This is a genomic window from Flagellimonas baculiformis (assembly GCF_033441575.1).
Classification (GTDB): domain Bacteria; phylum Bacteroidota; class Bacteroidia; order Flavobacteriales; family Flavobacteriaceae; genus Flagellimonas; species Flagellimonas baculiformis.
On record NZ_JAUZVW010000024.1, the window covers coordinates 1 to 18,266 of the forward strand.

Annotated in this window: 11 protein-coding genes and 1 pseudogene; 5 read left to right on the forward strand and 7 right to left on the reverse strand. The window is 43.4% G+C overall.

The window, feature by feature from the left end; genetic code table 11:
• Positions 1–188: 188 nt before the first annotated feature.
• From SD450_RS18990 to SD450_RS19010, 5 genes are all read right to left on the reverse strand, one after another.
• Positions 189–1,598 carry a purine-cytosine permease family protein gene (locus tag SD450_RS18990; protein ID WP_318345932.1) on the reverse strand — a complete coding sequence of 470 codons (1,410 nt, stop codon included), beginning with the start codon at positions 1,596–1,598 and terminating at the stop codon, positions 189–191.
• Positions 1,599–1,639: 41 nt separating this feature from the next.
• The gene (locus SD450_RS18995) at positions 1,640–2,785 is read right to left on the reverse strand and encodes an alpha-hydroxy acid oxidase (protein WP_318345933.1); all 1,146 of its coding nucleotides are present in this window, start codon (positions 2,783–2,785) and stop codon (positions 1,640–1,642) included.
• A gap of 1 nt (position 2,786) precedes the next feature.
• Positions 2,787–4,160: an FGGY-family carbohydrate kinase gene (locus SD450_RS19000; RefSeq protein WP_318345934.1), complete on the reverse strand. Its 1,374-nt coding sequence runs from the start codon at positions 4,158–4,160 to the stop codon at positions 2,787–2,789.
• A gap of 10 nt (positions 4,161–4,170) precedes the next feature.
• A complete protein-coding gene (locus SD450_RS19005) occupies positions 4,171–5,451 on the reverse strand; it encodes a TIM barrel protein (protein ID WP_318345935.1) in 1,281 nt (426 codons plus the stop codon).
• Positions 5,452–5,530: 79 nt separating this feature from the next.
• Positions 5,531–7,630, reverse strand: a complete 2,100-nt coding sequence (locus SD450_RS19010) for a bifunctional aldolase/short-chain dehydrogenase (RefSeq protein ID WP_318345936.1) — start codon at positions 7,628–7,630, stop codon at positions 5,531–5,533.
• 99 nt (positions 7,631–7,729) lie between these two features.
• On the opposite strand from SD450_RS19010, the gene SD450_RS19015 reads away from it, so the two are divergent.
• The 5 genes from SD450_RS19015 to SD450_RS19035 all read left to right on the forward strand — a co-directional run bounded on the left by SD450_RS19015 (position 7,730) and on the right by SD450_RS19035 (position 16,972).
• The gene (locus tag SD450_RS19015; RefSeq protein WP_318345937.1) at positions 7,730–8,758 is read left to right on the forward strand and encodes a GntR family transcriptional regulator; all 1,029 of its coding nucleotides are present in this window, start codon (positions 7,730–7,732) and stop codon (positions 8,756–8,758) included.
• A 197-nt stretch (positions 8,759–8,955) separates the two neighbouring features.
• Positions 8,956–12,057 (forward strand): SusC/RagA family TonB-linked outer membrane protein, encoded by a 3,102-nt coding sequence (locus SD450_RS19020; RefSeq protein WP_318345938.1) that lies wholly within the window; start codon positions 8,956–8,958, stop codon positions 12,055–12,057.
• Positions 12,058–12,068: 11 nt separating this feature from the next.
• Positions 12,069–13,556 (forward strand): RagB/SusD family nutrient uptake outer membrane protein, encoded by a 1,488-nt coding sequence (locus SD450_RS19025; RefSeq protein ID WP_318345939.1) that lies wholly within the window; start codon positions 12,069–12,071, stop codon positions 13,554–13,556.
• A 105-nt stretch (positions 13,557–13,661) separates the two neighbouring features.
• Positions 13,662–16,658, forward strand: coding sequence for an alpha-L-rhamnosidase (locus SD450_RS19030; protein ID WP_318345940.1), 2,997 nt, complete (start codon positions 13,662–13,664; stop codon positions 16,656–16,658).
• 26 nt (positions 16,659–16,684) lie between these two features.
• Positions 16,685–16,972: a glycosyl hydrolase gene (locus SD450_RS19035; RefSeq protein WP_318345941.1), complete on the forward strand. Its 288-nt coding sequence runs from the start codon at positions 16,685–16,687 to the stop codon at positions 16,970–16,972.
• Between the two features lie 70 nt (positions 16,973–17,042).
• Here SD450_RS19035 and istB read toward each other — a convergent pair whose 3' ends face one another.
• Together istB and SD450_RS19045 are read right to left on the reverse strand one after the other, a co-directional pair.
• Positions 17,043–17,780 carry an IS21-like element helper ATPase IstB gene (gene istB / locus SD450_RS19040; RefSeq protein WP_318345942.1) on the reverse strand — a complete coding sequence of 246 codons (738 nt, stop codon included), beginning with the start codon at positions 17,778–17,780 and terminating at the stop codon, positions 17,043–17,045.
• 22 nt (positions 17,781–17,802) lie between these two features.
• Positions 17,803–18,266: pseudogene (locus SD450_RS19045) on the reverse strand (IS21 family transposase); the annotation flags it as partial.

An 18,266-nucleotide genomic window follows, 5' to 3' on the forward strand; every position in this document is an offset into this window, starting at 1 on the left:
TGCCCCTGAAACCAATCTGGTTCAGTGGCATTTAGTTTAATATTTTTTAAAAAGCAGGCTTACTCCTGAATGTCCCTTAATAAGCTAAAAGTTTTCATAGAATTCTTTAATATACCATTAAGGTAAAATACGTCCTGGTGCCCTACCAAAAACAGCAGATCATTTTTTGCTGTTGCAAAACTGTTTTTTCAGTTTTGTGCCGACACTTTTTTCGCCATTAATACATATAACAAGCCACACAGTAACCATGCAGGCAATGTCATAAATGAAAGGAATATATCAAATATGACCGAGACAAAATAGCACAACCCAAAACTGATGGCCCATGACCAAAACACCGCTCGGTTGAATGTCACGTTCTTTTTTTCCGCATAATCCAATATGATATTGGCCTTTTTGCCGTAAAAATGCTCAAATACGATAATAGCTCCCATAGGTGCCAAAATGAAACCGTACAATGCTACAAAATCCAATAGCTTCATGGCAAAGGCGGGGAATAATCCCGCCAAGGTGGCCACACTACCGGCAATAATGGTTACCCAAAATGTTGAGGTTTTTGGAATAATGGCTTGAAACGCCAATCCTGCACGGTAAATGGTGGGGTTGGCCGTTGTCCAACCCGCCAAAACCACGGCAATGGCACCGAATATTCCCAAAGCATTGTAAGCCAATGGGCCAGGAGCGACGTTTGGAGCAGTTCCACCGGCCAAAGCTGCTTGTGCCTCGGGTGATTTTAGGTACACCGCATACAGAAGTGCAGCTGCAATCCAAGCCATATAGTGGCCCACGTACATTCCTGCGGCCGTGGTCCAACCGGAACTGGCCTTTTTGGCGAATCGGAACACGGAGAGATCGGACATCCCCACGTGCATGGCGGCATTGGCGAACCAAGACCAGATCATCACATGCCAAAACGTATATTTGATCTGTCCTGGAAAGGGTTCGCCACCTTCGCCCCAGATGTTCCAAAAATCGGAAAAGCTGTTCACGTCAAGCTCGCGCAATGCCACAATTCCACTGGCCAAAAATGCCAGCACAATGATCGGGGACATATAGTTGGCCGCCTTGGAAACGGTCTCATAGCCTTTTGCAGCAATCAAGGAGATGACCGCTCCGATGGCCAATACGATAATCACCCAGGTAATTCCATTGGGCATGGTATCGGTCAATTTGGGCATTTCCATATTAAAGGGAATACCGACTGCTGTAGCCGATACGGTAATCATGGCCCCGGCCAGGAAACAAAACAAAATACCATTGGCGAGATTATAGCCTATGACCAATTTTTTGCCCACTATTTTTTCCAATTGATAATACAGCGTAAGCCTGTACTTGACGGCAATTTCAGCCGTAAGAAAACGCCAGCTCAAAACCGCCAAAAGGTTTCCCAAAAGAAGCCCGATGATCAAATCAAAGGCACTGACTCCCGTGGTCAAAAAAAGTGGGCCAATAACAAATTCCGTACCTGCCGCATGTTCTCCGGCATACATGCCCAAAAAACTTTTCCAACTTTTTAATTTGGATTGGGGCACGGGTTCTCTTTCAAATTCGCCACCTGCTATTTCCTCAATTTCTTCGTCAATGTTGTATTGGCTCATGTAGTTAGGTTTGTATCGTTAAATTTTAGAGTGCTGGTTTGTTAGATCAAGTGCTTGTGCAATTCTTGGATGTTCTCGCAGCACAATTGGTCCATAATTTGTTGTAGTTGCACTTTAAGGATGGTCATGGTATGATCTCCTCCCTTATTGCCCAAGGCAGCGGCACCGTACATAAAGGAACGCCCCATAAAGGTAAATTCGGCTCCCCGTGCGAGGGAACGTGCCATATCGGGACCGGAACGCATGCCACTGTCCATCATAATGGTGATTTGATCTTTGTATTTTTCAGCAATACGGGTCAATGGAGCAATGGTGGATTCCCCCGCATCCAATTGTCTACCTCCGTGATTGGAAACAATGATGCCATCGAATCCCAGTCTAATGGCCTGTTCGGTATCTTCTTCGGATGCTACACCTTTGAGGACTAACTTTCCTTTCCATTTATCACGGATCGGTTTGATGCGTTCCTCGTTCAAACGCCCCGAAAAGGTTTTGTCCATGAACTTGCCCAGTTGCTTTAGGTTGAGACCTTCCGGGGTGTATGGTTTTAGGGTTTCAAAAGTTGGAATACCGTGTTTTAGGGTCTGTAATGCCCAATTTGGTTTGCCCAAAATTTGCAGGATGTTCGCCATTGTCATTTTTGGGGGCAAGGCCAAGCCGTTTTTAAAATCCCTTGGTCGGTATCCAAAAGTGGGCACATCGCACAGCAGTACCAAAACAGGGCAGCCTGCAGCGGCCGCCCTATCCAAAATATCATTTCTTACAGCATCTTCCACTGGATTATAAAGTTGAAACCAGGCTTTACCTTCGGTAAGTTCGCTTGCTCGTTCTATGTTCATGGTGGTCACCGTGCTCAAAATAAAGGGCACATTGTGCTTGTTGGCCGCTTTGGCCAGAATTTCGGGGGAGTTGGGCCACATCAGCCCTTGCAATCCTACAGGTGCGACACCAAATGGCGCATCGTATTCCTCTCCAAACAATGTTGTTTTTATGCTGGAACCCTTAAAATCCTTGATGTAAGTTGGTTTTAGGGTAATGTCCCTTATTTCGGAAGTGTTCCTTTGAATATTGATGTCCTCGTTGCAACCGCCATCCAAATATTCAAAGGCAAATCGCGGGATTCTTTTTTTTGCTTTCTCCCTCAGATCATCAACGGAAGGATAACGGGTATCGAAACTTAGGGCCATATCAATTAGTAATTAAAGGTCTGTGCTTTTTTAAGGCGTAATTGTTTTTGAGGAACTTTTGGTCCAGTTCCACATCGGAAATGGCAATGGCCGCTCCGAGTGCCGAACCTAAAGAGGCGTCCGTGGTCTTCACCTTCATGTTATCAAAACCATGGGCCAGCAATTCCACAAAAATTTCATTATTGGCAAATCCACCATCAATGTACAATTGGTTGATTTCATCATCTCCAACAGCTCTTTTGATACGGTCCACTTGCAATTCCACCAATTCCATCATCAATTGATGGTAGGCTTCTTCATAAGAGTCGAAATTCATGGGGGCGAGGGTATTTGGCAATTCCACATCAAGACTTGTCCATTTAAATGTGTGGGTGAAATTGCACTTTAGTTTTTGATACAACTCAGGATTAAAACCTACGGACTCGTGGTGGTCTTCGGACACATTGAAAAGTTTGGCCAGTTCCTTAATTTTTTCGTTGTACTCATTCCCCAGGAACAAACGAGCGGCTTTCACAGGTTCCCCATTGATGCGCATATAGTTGATGCAATTGGAACTTGTGTCTTTATCTGTCAAAAGCTCTTTGGAAAATGGATTCAGCGCTATGCTCCATGTTCCTGTAGAAAGCAACAGGAATTTTTTGTCAATACTTCGGATGTAGGGTAAAAGCGCCGAAGAACTATCGTGAATACCAACTCCGACTTTTATTTGATGTCCCAGAAGATTGGTGTTGATGCTGGTTCCCGTATCCACAATGGAAGGCAATACCTTATGTATTTCCTCTTGGTAGACCCAGTTGTGGTAATCCTGTTTTTCGTAGTTCCAGAGGGCGGTATGGCAACCAATACTGGTGTATTCACTAACGGGGATTCCCGTAAACAAATAGCTTAGATATTGCGGTAGGTGCAGCGAATACTTGATGTTCGAGAAAACTTCCGGTTTTTCCTTTTTAAGCCAGTAGAGTTGTATTCCAGAGTTAAGCATCCCCTCTCTGGTTGTTCCGGTTTCCCTGCAGAATTCAATCTCGGGCCCGTATTCTCCGTAGAATTTAGCAATGACTTCTTCCGAAATGGGCTTGGTGTAATTGTACAATGGAGTAATCACGTTGCCCATGTCGTCCAAGTGAACCAAGCTAGCTCCGTAAGATGAAAAATTGACCGCTTTTACTTTGTAATCTTTGGATTTTAGAATATCATGAAAGCTGTTCTTTATCCAGTTTTGAAGTTCGATGAGGTTTTCTGTAGGATGACCATCCTCATCTTTGATAGGTTGTAAATAGGTATAATCGCGATGCACCTCCTTGAAATCCAAATCAAAAAGGAAGAACTTTTTATTGGTCTTTCCAATATCGAAAACCGCAATTACCTCTGTTGCCATAGTATTTGTATTATAGTCCCGTAGCCATTGAATGTTTACCCCTTTGCTCCACTAATTTTTTGCGGATATTTAAATGTCGGTACGTGTCCAAGGGGTGCAAAGCTCCTCCCTTGGAAATCCTGGCACGTTCCAATAATGGTCTTACATCGGTCAGGTAAGCATCCTGTAAAATTTCTTGGCACAAGGCCACATCGTGCTTATTTTGCGCTTCACGAAGGGCCTTTTGATCTATTAAAAGTGCTTTCGTATACGAAGATCGGATGGCTTCCAGCGATTGCATCAAATCCTCCAAGGGATCTTTTAGATTATGACTGGCATCGATCATCCAGGCAGGGTAAGGGTTTTGCGGATTGTTCTCCATGCCGTGGACCAGTTCGTTGAATATCAAAAACAACGTATATGGTTTGATGCTTCCTACAGTAAGGTCATCATCCCCATATTTACTGTCGTTAAAATGAAAACCGCCCAATTTACCTTTCATCATAAGGGTGGCAACAATCTGCTCTATGTTGGTGTTGGGCAAATGGTGCCCCAAATCCACTAAGGTATAGGCTTTTGGTCCACATTCGTTGGCCAACATAAAGGAGGTGCCCCAATCCTGGATCACCGTGCTATAAAAATTGGGTTCATAAGGTTTGTATTCAATAAAAAGCTTCCAATCTTCGGGTAGGATCTTGTAGATTTTCTGTAAGCTATCCTGTGTATTTTTAAGTACAGTCTGGAAATTGTTCTGTCCAGGAAAACTGGAACCATCCGCCAACCATACCGTTAGGCTTTTGGAACCTAGTTTTTCTCCCAAGCGGATGACATCAATATTGTGCTGAACAGCTTGTTGCCGAGCCTTTTCATCGGTACTGCAAAGCGAACCGAATTTATAGGAATGTTCTTGATCGTGCTGATCTTGAAAGGTGTTGGAGTTCATGGCATCGAATTTGAGTCCAAGGGACTTGGCCAACGCCTTGATTTTTTGGACATCTTCGGGAACGTCCCATGGAATATGGAGCGAAATGGCTCCTGCGGATTGTGTCAAGGAATGGATCAATCCGACATCCTCTATTTTTTGCTCCAATGTACCTGGTTCTCCATGGTAGGAGAACCTCCCGAATCGTGTTCCCCCGGCGCCCAAGGCCCAACTGGGTATGGCCACTTGGAAGTCACATATCTTTTTTAGTAGACCTTCAACATCGTACCCTTTGTTTGTTAAGCTATTGGCCAAAAAATCAAAGCTTTGATTATGCTTGTCAAAATTGCTTTGGTTTTCGGAGTTTATTTGTTCTTTATCTAAAATCATAGGGTGTAATAATCTTTAAAAACCGCAGGCCAAAACTTGACCTGCGGAAACTTGAATAGTAAATAACTAAACTAAAAACCTATCTTGTAAATGCATTGGCCATGCCACCATCCACGTTGATAATGTTTCCAGTACTCTTATCCAGCAGACCGACAAAGGCGAACACGCCGTTGGCAATGTCTTCCGGATATATAATTTTGTTGAGCAGATTTCTTTTGGCATAATGAGCGGGAAGGTCTTCCACTTTTATGCCATGCGCTTTTGCACGACCTTCGGCCCAATCCCCTTCCCAAATCTTGCTTCCCACGATTACACCATCTGGATTAACGGTGTTTACGCGGATTCCCTTGCTCCCAAGCTCTGCAGCCAATAGACGTACCATGTGCTGTTGTGCGGCTTTTGCAGTTCCATATCCGACATTGTTCGGTCCCGAGACCAATCCATTTTTACTGGCGATGCTAATGATGTCGCCACCAAGATCTTGTTTGTCCATAATGGCAACTCCTTGCTTAAAGAGCTCGAACTGCCCTTTGACCAATACATTTTGGAGCAGGTCCCAGTCTTTGGTCGTGGTTTCTTCCAAAGGTTTGGAAATGGCCAGCCCGGCACTGTGTATTACCAAATCAACACCACCAAATTCCAAGCAGGCATTCATATAAGCTTTGCTTATGGAATCGGTACTTGTGACGTCACAAATTGCGTAACTGGCAACATCCCTTGGATAGGTTTCCAACGCTTCTTTAAGTCGTTCCTCTGCTATATCGGTCAATACTACATTTGCTCCGTGTTCAGCAAGCTTGTCAGCAATCGCCTTTCCTATCCCACCGCCTGCACCGGTGACCAGTGCCACTTTTCTGGATAAGGGTTTTTCTTTGGGCATACGCTGTAGTTTGGCCTCTTCGAGCAACCAGTATTCAATATCAAATGCTTCTTGCCTTGGCAAGGAGGTATAAGCTGAAATGGCCTCTGCTCCACGCATTACATTAATGGCATTGATGTAAAATTCGCTTGCCACACGGGTGGTTTGTTTGTTTTTGGAGAAACTGAACATTCCAACACCGGGATAAATGATAATGACCGGGTTGGGATCACGCATTGCCGGGCTGTTGTCGTGTTTGCAATTTTCGTAATAGGCTGCGTATTCCTGTCTATATTGTTCAAATGCGGGTTCCAGTTTTTTCAAAACTTCATCGGTATTGGATACATCTTCTTTGGGATCCAATGTCAATACCAAGGGTTGGATCTTGGTACGCAAGAAGTGGTCTGGACACGAAGTTCCCATGGGGGCCAATTTCTCCAGATTGTTGCTGTTGATGTATTCCATTACCACATCGGCATCTGTAAAATGGCCGATCATGCGATTTTCGGAAGAACACAATCCGCGAAGGAGAGGCATCAACCGGGCTGCTTTTTCTTTTCTGTCATCTGCCGGCAATGATTCCACCTTTTGTCCGCCAAAAACTTCGCCCTGCCCTTTTATTTTTTTCTCAATAAATTCTGATGCCATTTCAATGACTTCCAGACTATTGATGTAACATTCATAAGAAGTGTCGCCCCAGGTAAACAATCCATGGCTTCCCAATACGATACCACGTATCCCAGGGTTTTCACTAAGGCACTTTTCCAATTGAAGCCCAAGGTCAAATCCTGGTCTTTGCCATGGCACCCAACCCATGGTGTCTCCCCAAATTTCTTTGGTAACTTTTTCACTGTCCTTTGCTGCTGCAACAGCAATTAAGGCATCTGGGTGAAGGTGGTCAATATGTTTAAAGGGCAGTAAACCGTGCAATGGAGTATCAATGGAAGGAGCACGACTATCCAAATCGTAAATACAGTGGTTGAAGAGGCCGACCATTCTGTCCTCATCATGCAATCCTTTGTAGACTTTTTTCAGGTTTCTTAGACGCTCCGTGTAAAGACCTGCAATCCCTGAACGGGTAAGGGTTCCAATATCACCTCCAGAACCCTTGATCCACATAACTTCAACATCTTCGTTGGTCAACGGGTCTTTTTCTATGGTTTTACAACTGGTATTGCCCCCTCCGTAGTTCGTGATCCTTAAATCGGAGCCTAAAATATTGGATCGGTACAGGAAAAGGGCCACTTGGTCATCACCAAGTTCCAAGGCCTTTTTTTCGTCCCATAAATAATCCACGTGTTTAAAAGTCTTAATCCCCATCAGGTTATTTTTTTTATTATTGTTGTCGGTAAATGTACTTACCCAATTTTTAATAAGTGTTCTGTACTGTTAAGCAAACCGGTCCTAAAAGTTAGTAAAATGTTGGAATTGATCGATATAAAAGAGGAATCTAAAGTGCCTAAGTATAAGCAAATTGTGGATTCCATTTTGGCTGCCATAGAAAATGGTAAAATAAAACTGGACGATCGGTTACCCTCAGTAAACGAGTTGTTGATCGAGTTCGATATTTCCAGGGATACCGTGGTCAGGGCTTATGATCACTTGAAAAAAAATAAAATTATTGAATCGGTACCGGGCAAGGGGTACTACGTGAAGAAGGATGAACTGGCATTAAAGGCCAAAGTTTTTCTGTTATTCAATAAATTGAGTTCGCATAAAAAAATTATTTACGATGCATTTGCCCGCACTTTGGGCGATAGTGCCACCATAGATTTCTTTATCTATGAAAACAATTACCGACATTTTAAGGAACTGATATTGGATTCAAAAAAACGTTCCTACACCTACACCCATTATGTAATTATCCCTCATTTTGAAGAGGGGGGAGATGATGTGCTGGACTTTGTAAAGAAGGAAATTCCATTGGAAAAACTGATTGTGCTGGACAAACGGTTGGATGGGCTATCCAATGAGGTATCTTCCATTTATCAGGATTTTGAAACGGATATATACAAAGCATTGATAAAGTTGAACCCAAAACTTAGAAAATATCATCAGATCAAGTTGTTGCTCCGAAAGAAGACCTATCACCCTATTGAGATCAAAAAAGGCTTTATCAAATTTTGCGGACAGTTCGCCTATGAGTTTGGTATCATCGAAGAGATAGAATCGAGCGAAATAGAAAAGGATACGGCTTACATTAACCTAAAAGAGGATGATTTGGTTGTTTTGATCAAAAAAATCAAACAAACCCAATATGTTCTCGGAAAGGATGTAGGTATTATATCCTATAATGAAACCCCATTGAAAGAGGTGCTTTTGGACGGCATTACGGTAATATCCACTGATTTTGAAAATTTAGGAAAACAAGCCGCGGAAATCATTTTGAAGAACCAGCCCAGTTATATGGACAATCCTTTCCATGTGATACAGAGAAGTTCTTTGTAGTCTGTAATTTTTACTTCTTACTATATCTTAAGACCATTCCGTATCAGAACAGTACAGAACGGAATAGTTTTCCCTTGACAATATCTTAACCTTGTGGAGAATCAGTTGCCTTACAGGTAATTGAGGGTTTATTTCGGCCAAACTCAGATACAAAAACCTTAGGTCGATTGCACAAATTAATTAACTAAAAACAAACTATGAGGACTAAAAAGACATTATGGTTAGGGGTTCTTTTTATGGTGGTTTGCTGTGGTTTTACAGCCAATGCACAGCAGCGGATTACAGTGAACGGAACTGTTACAGATGCCGAAACAGGTCAGCCCTTGCCAGGGGTTACCGTTGTTGAGCAAGGCACTACAAATGGTACAAGTGCCGATTTTGACGGGAATTATTCCATCGAAACGGCTTCGGATGGGGTGTTGACCTTTTCTTCCGTGGGGTATGCAGCACAAAACATACCCGTTAACGGAAGATTGCAAATCAACTTGAGCTTATCGGTCGATAGCCAACAACTGGATGAGGTTGTAATCGTAGGATATGGTACCCAGACCAGTAGAAAGGTAACCGGTGCGGTACAGCAAATCGATTCTGAACAGTTGGCCGATATCCCAGTGCCACAGGTCACCCAAAAATTACAAGGTAGATTGGTGGGGGTACAAATCAATCAGACTACAGGTAAACCGGGTCAGGGAATACAGGTAAGGGTTCGTGGACAAGCTTCTATTTTAGCTGGAAGCGACCCGTTGTACGTAGTGGATGGTTTTCCAATTGTTGGGGACATCAGCTCCATTAATCCAGATGAGATTGAAAGTATCAGTGTATTGAAAGATGCCGCTTCAACATCCCTATATGGTTCAAGGGCGGCCAATGGGGTTGTACTTATTACGACCAAATCTGGAAAAACGGAACAGGGCGGTTTCTCCATCAGTTATTACGGAGGAGTCCAGGTAGTTCCACAAAAAGGACGTCCGGATTTGATGAACGGTCAGGAGTTTGCCCAATTCAAAAAGGAATCTTTTGAGGATTTGGGACAACCAGTACCAGAACCATTTCAAAACCCAGAACAGTACGGGGAGGGTTATGACTGGTACGATGCCATGTTCCGAACAGCACCGATACAGAGCCTTAACATTAATTGGAACGCTCGGGGAGAAAGATCTTCCGTAGCTGTTGTTGCAGGGGTTTTTCAGCAAGAGGGTGTTATGGTCAATTCGGATTTTAAAAGATATTCCTTAAGAGCAAACTCCAAATTTAAATTGAACGATGAGTTGGATCTTGGGATTTCTGTAGCGCCAACTTACTCGATTGACAACCTGCCAAGTTCCGATGGTGCATTTTATGCGACCAATGTAAACGCCGGTATACCAGGAGGTTTGGTAACCAATGCCATGCAGACCTGGCCAATTCTACCATACAAGAACGAGGATGGAACTTTGCCATTAACGGCCTGGATTCCGGGAATCAGTGCATTTCCGACTCCAAACTGGTACCGAGCGGCCAAAGAGATCACTAACGAAACAAAATCAATGAGGGTTTTGGGAAATGTGTATTTACAATATAAACCTATGGACGGTATGCAAATAAAGACTTCTATTAATGGGGATTTCGGAAATTCATCCTTCTTTAACTTTAGTCCGTCAACAGTATCGACCACATTTGCCGCATTGCCTCCGGCAATTGCAACTTCTATCAGAAGGGAGAGCAAGTACTTGAGCTGGTTGAATGAAAATACAATAACCTACGCAAAATCTTTTGGAGACCACAATTTCGAAATCTTGGGCGGAATCTCTTATCAAAAATATGAAGCGGACAATACGCAATTGTACTTGTCCAATTTTCCTGATGATAGGGTTCAAACGATTCAATCTGCATTGAATATTGACCGAACTCGCTCTTTCAACAATATTAATGAGTGGAGTTTGACATCATATTTCTCTCGCTTGAACTATGATTATGATGGAAAGTATTTGATTACCCTCGCCCTGCGTCGTGACGGATCCTCAAGATTTGGTTCCAATAACAGGTGGGGTAACTTCCCTTCAGTTTCTGCAGGTTGGGTGTTCTCTGATGAATCCTTTATGGATAATACGGATTTCGTCAGCTTTGGTAAAATCAGGGCCAGTTACGGTATTATCGGTAACAACAATATTGGGAACTACACCCAATATGCCTTGGTGGACAATTCCTTGAATGCCGTTTTCGGTAATTCCGTTGTTAGTGGAGCTGGCCTTACCACCTTAGGAAACTCTAACTTGGGTTGGGAGCGTACCAAGCAATTGGATATAGGTTTGGATATGAGATTTTTTGATGACAGACTGGAGTTTATCTATGACTATTACAAAAAGAACACCACGGATTTGTTGTTCAATGTGGATATTCCACAGGAATCAGGTTTTACCAATTTTAACGATAACGTGGGAGAAATAGAATTCTGGGGGCATGAATTTGCCGTGGTAAGCAGAAACATATCCAACGAGAACATTTCATGGAATACCAACTTCAATATTGCCTTTAATAGAAATAAGGTGATTTCTTTGGCTGATGGTGTGGATAGAATCTTCAATCCCGGTGGAGCCTATACCAGTATAACACGTCCTGGAGAGCCTTTAGGTCAGTTCTGGGGATTGATCCATGATGGAGTTTATGACAACCAACAGGAGTTTGATAACTCGCCACGTGCCGTGGAATCTGAAGTCGGAACCGTAAAATTTAAAGATGTAAACGGAGATGGTGTCATTACTTTTGGGAACGAGAACGATGACAGAACTGTTATCGGCAACCCATTCCCAGACTATATTTTCGGTCTCACCAACGATTTTAAATTCAAAAACTGGGATGCGAGCATCGTAATTTCAGGGTCCGTTGGTAATGATATTGCCGTAACCAATGACCAAGGGACTACCAATTTGGACGGTGTTTTCAATGTGCTTCGCGATGTGAAAGATCGTTGGAGGTCACCCGAAAATCCGGGAAGCGGGAGATATGGCAAAACCACCAGTGCCACTTTTATGGAGCGCGACTGGTTCAGTTCCCGATTTATTGAGGATGGAAGTTACCTTTCCGTAAAAAACATTACAGTCGGTTATAGCTTTCCACTAAAAGAGACCTCTTTTTTAAAGAGAGCAAGGCTTTATGGTTCAGTTCAGCAAGCCTTTGTTTTTACAAGTTATAGAGGGGTGAACCCAGAAATTAGCACAACTACCCAAGGTCAGCAGTCGAATGCATTGGCTCTGGGTTACGATTGGGGTGCATATCCGGTTCCGAGAACATTCACTTTAGGCTTCAACCTATCATTCTAAAAAATACTGTCATGAAAAAAACAATAGGAATAATAACATTAATAGCGACTGGCATATTTACGTCATGTACGGATGATTTTTTACAGCTTCCTCCGGAAGATTCATTGAGCCAGGCCGTTTTCTTTGAAACACAAAGCGATTTTGAACAGGCCGTCAATGCCGCTTATGTGCCATTGCGTGATTTGCAAGAAGTGCAGGGGCAAGGTGCCTGGGCCATGGGGGAGATGACTTCCGATAATACCTATTACAAGTATAACCCTAATTACAGGGCAGTACAGGATGGAGAAAGTATGGCCGATTTTTATGTAAACAACGGTAATGGTATTTTGACCAACAAATACACCTCCAATTATTTGATCATTGCAAGGGCCAACCAAATTCTAGCATTGATCGATGAAGTTGAGTTCGAGGATAATAATGTTAAGGACAATGTAAAGGGGCAAGCCTATTTTTTAAGGGCATTGGCCTACTTTGATTTGGTTCAGTATTTTGGTGCCGTGCCATTGCATTTAGTTCCTGTAACCGGTAGGGATAACGCTGCTCTACCTTTATCAACACAAGAAGAAATTTATACCCAGATCCTAAGCGACCTTGGCGAAGCTGTTGACTTGCTGCCCCCAAAATCTTCTCAAGAGGAAGGTAGGGCCACCCGTGGATCTGCCCAAATGTTGTTGGCAAATGTACATATGGTACAGGAAAGTTGGGGCAGCGCAGAATCTGTTTTGTCAGATTTGATAACTTCGGATGAATATGACCTTTTGGCTGATTATGCCAATGTTTTCGATCTAAACAACAAGAACAGTATAGAATCTATTTTCGAAGTGCAATTCTTGGAAGGAACCGAAGGTTTTGCCAGTTCATTTATGTACGAATGGTTGCCCATGCCTTTAACAGCTGAACAAGTAGCTTTGGTTTCAGGTGTGCCTAATTCTCAAGCATCAAACGTAGAAGGGTTTAATATACCTACACCGGATTTATTGGAAAGCTATGAGGATGAAGATTTAAGAAAATCGGTGTCCGTGGATAGTATCGAAGTGGATGGGACCTATTTCCCCTATATCGATAAGTTTTGGCAACCACACAGCAATCCTGGACTAACAGGGGTCAATATGCCTATCTACCGTTATTCTGAGGCATTATTGTTTATGGCAGAAGCGGTTAACGAGCAAAATCGTCCCGGAGATGCTGAACCTTATTTGAATGCGGTAAGGGATAGGGCAGGTCTAGCTCCTTTGACCGGATTAAACCAAACCGAGATGAGACAGGCCATTATGGATGAGCGTAGAGTTGAATTGGCATTTGAAAACAAAAGATGGCTCGATTTGGTAAGAACAGGAACAGCCCAATCTGTAATGACGGCCTTTGGCGATCGTGTAAAGGCAAATCCGCAGGATTATTATTTCCCTGAAGGTTTTGGCCCGCCCGCTGCTGCCTTTACCACTATTTACGAGCTATTTCCATTACCGGCAAGCGAGGCCTTGTTGAACCCGAATTTTTAATGTAGAAAACAACAAATAAGGGTGAGTTAGTTGAAACAGGTCCGGTTTATGTTGATCATGCTGGGCCTGGTTCATTTCAATGTTGTTTTAAATAATAGTATCGTTATGAAAAAAATAGTCACCTTTTTATTGGTCTTTGCTTTCCTTGCCGCCAATGCCCAGATAGAGGTATCCAAATTATACGTAGAGAATAAGGTAAACCCCATGGGAATCACAACGGACCAGCCAAGATTTAGTTGGGTCATGATTTCCAATAAACGGGATACCAAGCAAATATCTTATGAGGTAAGAGTATCGGAAAACAAAAATGAATCAGGCTTGGATGGAGTGTTTTGGAGTTCTGGAAAAATTGATTCCGGATCTTCCATAATGAATCTGTATTCGGGGCCCTCTTTGGAATCCGGAAAGGACTACTTTTGGCAAGTTAGAGTGTGGGACAATCATGGACGTAAATCCAAATGGAGCCATGTTGGCCATTGGCAAATGGGGCTTTTGAATCCAGCGAAAGAATTTAAGGCCAAATGGATCGCACCGAGTTTTGAAAAAGATACCATTAATAGGCCAAGCCCCTATTTTAGGAAAGAGTTTGGTCTCACCTCAGAGGCAAACGTAAAAAAGGCAACAATCTATATTACATCGCACGGACTTTATGAAGCTCACATTAACGGTGAACGGATAGGCGAAGATTATTTAACCCCGGGATGGACCAGTTATGACCAAAGACTGCAGTACCAAGTTTATGATGTGACCGAAATGCTGGGCAAAACCAACGCTATTGGAGTTGTTTTGGGCAATGGCTGGTATCGGGACTATTTGGCTTGGGGCGAAAGGCGCAACCATTATGGAGATGACATTGCACTTCTTATGCAACTTCACATTCAATTTGAGGACGGTTCCGAACAAACACTGATTTCAGATGGTTCCTGGAAATGGAAAACAGGACCTATTCTAAATTCTGAAATTTATGATGGAGAACTGTACGATTCAACCTTGGAAATGGAGGATTGGACCCAACCAACTTATGAAGACAATGATTGGAAGCTGGTAAAAGTGGCGCAATTTAAAAAGGACAATTTAATAGGTACTGAAAACGAACCCATCAGAAAGCAGGAAGAGTTTGTACCCAAGGAAATTCTTAGTTCTCCAAGCGGAGAGACCATTATAGATTTTGGACAAAATCTAGTAGGTTGGGTACAATTGAACATTTCAGGGAGAAAAGGACAAAAAGTGGAAATCCATCACGCTGAAGTATTGGATGGTGATGGTGATTTGTATCTGGATAACTTGCGTTCGGCAGAACAAAAAACAACCTACATATTGAATGGCGAACCCAACCAAATTTTGGAACCGCACTTTACCTTTCAGGGCTTTCGATATATTAAGGTAATTGGTTTGCCGCAAGAGCCCACTGCGGAACATATTAAGGCCATAGCACTGTATTCGGATATGGAGGAAACAGGAAAGTTTACGACGTCCAATCCCATGTTGAACCAGCTACAACAAAATATAAAATGGGGACAAAAAGGCAACTTTATCGATGTGCCAACGGATTGCCCACAAAGGGATGAACGATTGGGGTGGACGGGCGATGCCCAGGCTTTTTTTAGGACGGCCTCTTACAATATGAACGTAAATAATTTTTTCGCCAAATGGATGAAGGATGTAGCCGTCGATCAATTCGAAAACGGTTCAGTGCCTTTCGTGGTGCCCAATGTGTTGGGGCCAACAGCAGGGGGTAGCGCGGGATGGGCCGATGTGGCAACCATAATACCTTGGTATGCCTATGAACTTTATGGAGATAAAAAGCTCTTGGAGGATCAATATACTAGTATGAAGGCATGGGTGGATTATATTCGTGACCAAAGTGAGGACTATCTTTGGCAAACGGGATTTCATTTCGGTGATTGGTTGTTCTATTCCCCGGATGACGATCGTGATGGGAAAGCGGCAATTACGGATAAATACCTTATTGCCCAATGTTTTTACGCCCATTCGACCCAATTATTGGCCAATGCGGCCCGAGTTTTGGGCAAAAAAGAAGACGAGGCTTTTTACGGACAATTGGTAAAGGATATTAAAACTGCATTTCAAAAAGAATATGTTACCCCATCCGGGAGATTGGTGTCCAGTACGCAAACGGCCTACGTATTGGCCCTTCAATTTGATATGCTCCCTCAAAACCTAAGGGCAGAAGCAGCCGATAGATTGGTGGAAAACATCAAGGATTACGGCTATCATTTAACAACAGGTTTTTTGGGAACACCCTACCTGAACCATGTTTTGAGCAGGTTTGGACATGCCGATGTGGCCTATAAACTCTTGTTGCAGGATACCTATCCCTCTTGGTTGTACCCTGTTACCAAAGGGGCGACTACTATATGGGAGCGCTGGGATGGCATAAAGCCGGATGACACCTTCCAGACCCCGAGCATGAACTCTTACAATCATTACGCATATGGTGCCATTGGAGAATGGATGTATCAGAATATAGGAGGGATTCAACCCAATATGGAAGGTCCTGGTTACAAGAAATTTGATATAAAAATTATTCCGGGCGGGGAAATTACCCATGCGGATGCCAGTTTAAAAACTTACTATGGTGAAATAGCCAGTAGTTGGACATTGGAAAATTCAACCTTTACCCAAGTAATAAAGGTTCCCGTGAACACCACGGCCCATGTGACGCTTCCGTTTGGAACCATGGAAAGCCTAAAAGAAGGTAAAAAGGCTTTGGAAAAGGCAGAAGGGGTAACCATACTACCCTCACAAGGAGAATCGGTTGAATTGGACCTTGCATCCGGTGAATATCATTTTACGACCCAAGTGGAGATGGAAAACCTTAAAGAATCGGGTTTTGAGGGAACTTACAAAACCACTAGCGGTTTCTTTGATGAATTGACGGTGAACAAAAACCAAGACACCTATTATTTGACCATAGCAGAAACGACCATTGAACTGGTGCCTGGTAAAGAGGATAGCAATCTTTATCTAGATAAAGAGGACGCACAAAATAGCGTTAAATTGCAAAGAAATGCTCAAGGGAATGTGGTTTCTGTACAGGTTGTTTATCACGGACAACGCTTGGAAGCGGTACGTCAATAAAATTGTTAAACCTTAAATTTTGCCAAATGAAGCACACAAACCATTTTACCATATACTTTTCACTGGCTTTTCTGATGATATCCTGTGGACCAAAGACAGAGGAAGCCCCTACCTTTGATGCAGTTCAATTGGAAGAAGGATTTAAGAATCCACCGAATGAAGCCAAGCCAAGGGTTTGGTGGCATTGGATGAACGGTAATGTCACCAAAGATGGCATCCAAAAAGATTTGGATTGGATGGAACGTACCGGAATAGGCGGATTTCAAAATTTTGATGCCAATCTGTTCACTCCATGGATAAGCCGGGTAAACTGACCCACCTTCGCCGGATGAAACTGACCATGGCAATTGGACTGCCCAGATTTGATCTATCCGTGGGTTAAACTTAGTTTTTATTTTTCAATTTTCTTCTCATTGATTCGCCTTTTATATCTATTCTGTGTGCCGTGTGCACCAAACGGTCGAGGATGGCATCGGCCAGTGTTCTCTCCCCGATAATGTCGTGCCACTTTGATACGGGCAATTGTGATGCTATTATAGTGGATTTTTTGCCGTGCCTGTCCTCGATGATTTCCATAAGTGCATGCCTATTGATGTTGTCCAATGGCTTAAGGCCGAAGTCATCCAAGATGAGCAAGTCCTGTTTTTCAAGTTTGTTTATTTGTTTTGGATAGGAACCGTCGGCCTTTGATGTCTTGAGCAGGGTAAAGAGCTTTGCAGTATTGAAGTACATCGTTTTTGATCCCATGGAACAGGCCTGGTGGCCGATGGCCGAGGCCAGGTAACTTTTGCCCACGCCGGTACTGCCGGTAATAAGTATGTTCTCCCTTTTTTGGATGAACCCGCAGGAACCTAGCCGCCGGACCAGGTTCTTGTCCAGTTGGCGCGACGGTCGGTAGTCGATGGCCTCCATGACGGCCGTATACCTGAACCTTGCCGACTTGGTCAATCGCTCTATCCTACGGTTGTGCCGGTCGTCCCATTCGCACTGGACCAGATAGGCGACCAGTTCATCGTTGGTGTAACCGGTCGACGGACCGCCGGTCTCCATTGTTGTGGTGAAGGCCCTGTGCATTCCATAGAGCCTCATTTCTTTCATCGATTGCATTGTTTTTTCGTTCATATGTCCTGTTTTTAATATTGTTCTATTCGTAGTATTCCCCTCCCCTTATGTTGTTGTGCTCGGGCATTTCCATATCCCCGTCCATACGTTCATCGATCTGGTCCCATCCCTTTTTTAGGATGCGCTCGACCATATTGTAATTGTACGCACCATATTCCGAGGCACGTTTGCACGCATTTTCAAGACGCTCCCTTCCGTACTTTTTGGCAAGGTGGAGCACGCCCAGACAAGATTTGTAGGATTGTTCCGGGTGTTGCTTCTTCTCCAGGATGGCAATGATGTACCCTTTACAGTGTCCGCCGATATTGCCCGCCCAATCGATGAACCTTTCACTGCTCCATTCGCTCACGAACCTGTGGTGCGAGGGCATATGGTCGGCCAAGGTGGTATAGCCGTATTTCTTCCTGTCCCTTGTATGTACGGCGAACCTTTCGTGCTTATGGTAGATCTCGACGATACTGTCGGTATAGACCAGCTTGACCTGTT

Bases quoted from the DNA above. Each gene is read 5' to 3' on its own strand.
- SD450_RS19010 (WP_318345936.1), bottom strand. From the start codon at position 7,630: ATGGGGATTAAGACTTTTAAACACGTGGATTATTTATGGGACGAAAAA.
- SD450_RS19005 (WP_318345935.1), bottom strand. From the start codon at position 5,451: ATGATTTTAGATAAAGAACAAATAAACTCCGAAAACCAAAGCAATTTT.
- istB (WP_318345942.1), bottom strand. From the start codon at position 17,780: ATGAACGAAAAAACAATGCAATCGATGAAAGAAATGAGGCTCTATGGA.
- SD450_RS18995 (WP_318345933.1), bottom strand. From the start codon at position 2,785: ATGGCCCTAAGTTTCGATACCCGTTATCCTTCCGTTGATGATCTGAGG.
- SD450_RS19015 (WP_318345937.1), top strand. From the start codon at position 7,730: ATGTTGGAATTGATCGATATAAAAGAGGAATCTAAAGTGCCTAAGTAT.
- SD450_RS19035 (WP_318345941.1), top strand. From the start codon at position 16,685: ATGAAGCACACAAACCATTTTACCATATACTTTTCACTGGCTTTTCTG.
- SD450_RS19030 (WP_318345940.1), top strand. From the start codon at position 13,662: ATGAAAAAAATAGTCACCTTTTTATTGGTCTTTGCTTTCCTTGCCGCC.
- SD450_RS19025 (WP_318345939.1), top strand. From the start codon at position 12,069: ATGAAAAAAACAATAGGAATAATAACATTAATAGCGACTGGCATATTT.
- SD450_RS19020 (WP_318345938.1), top strand. From the start codon at position 8,956: ATGAGGACTAAAAAGACATTATGGTTAGGGGTTCTTTTTATGGTGGTT.
- SD450_RS18990 (WP_318345932.1), bottom strand. From the start codon at position 1,598: ATGAGCCAATACAACATTGACGAAGAAATTGAGGAAATAGCAGGTGGC.
- SD450_RS19000 (WP_318345934.1), bottom strand. From the start codon at position 4,160: ATGGCAACAGAGGTAATTGCGGTTTTCGATATTGGAAAGACCAATAAA.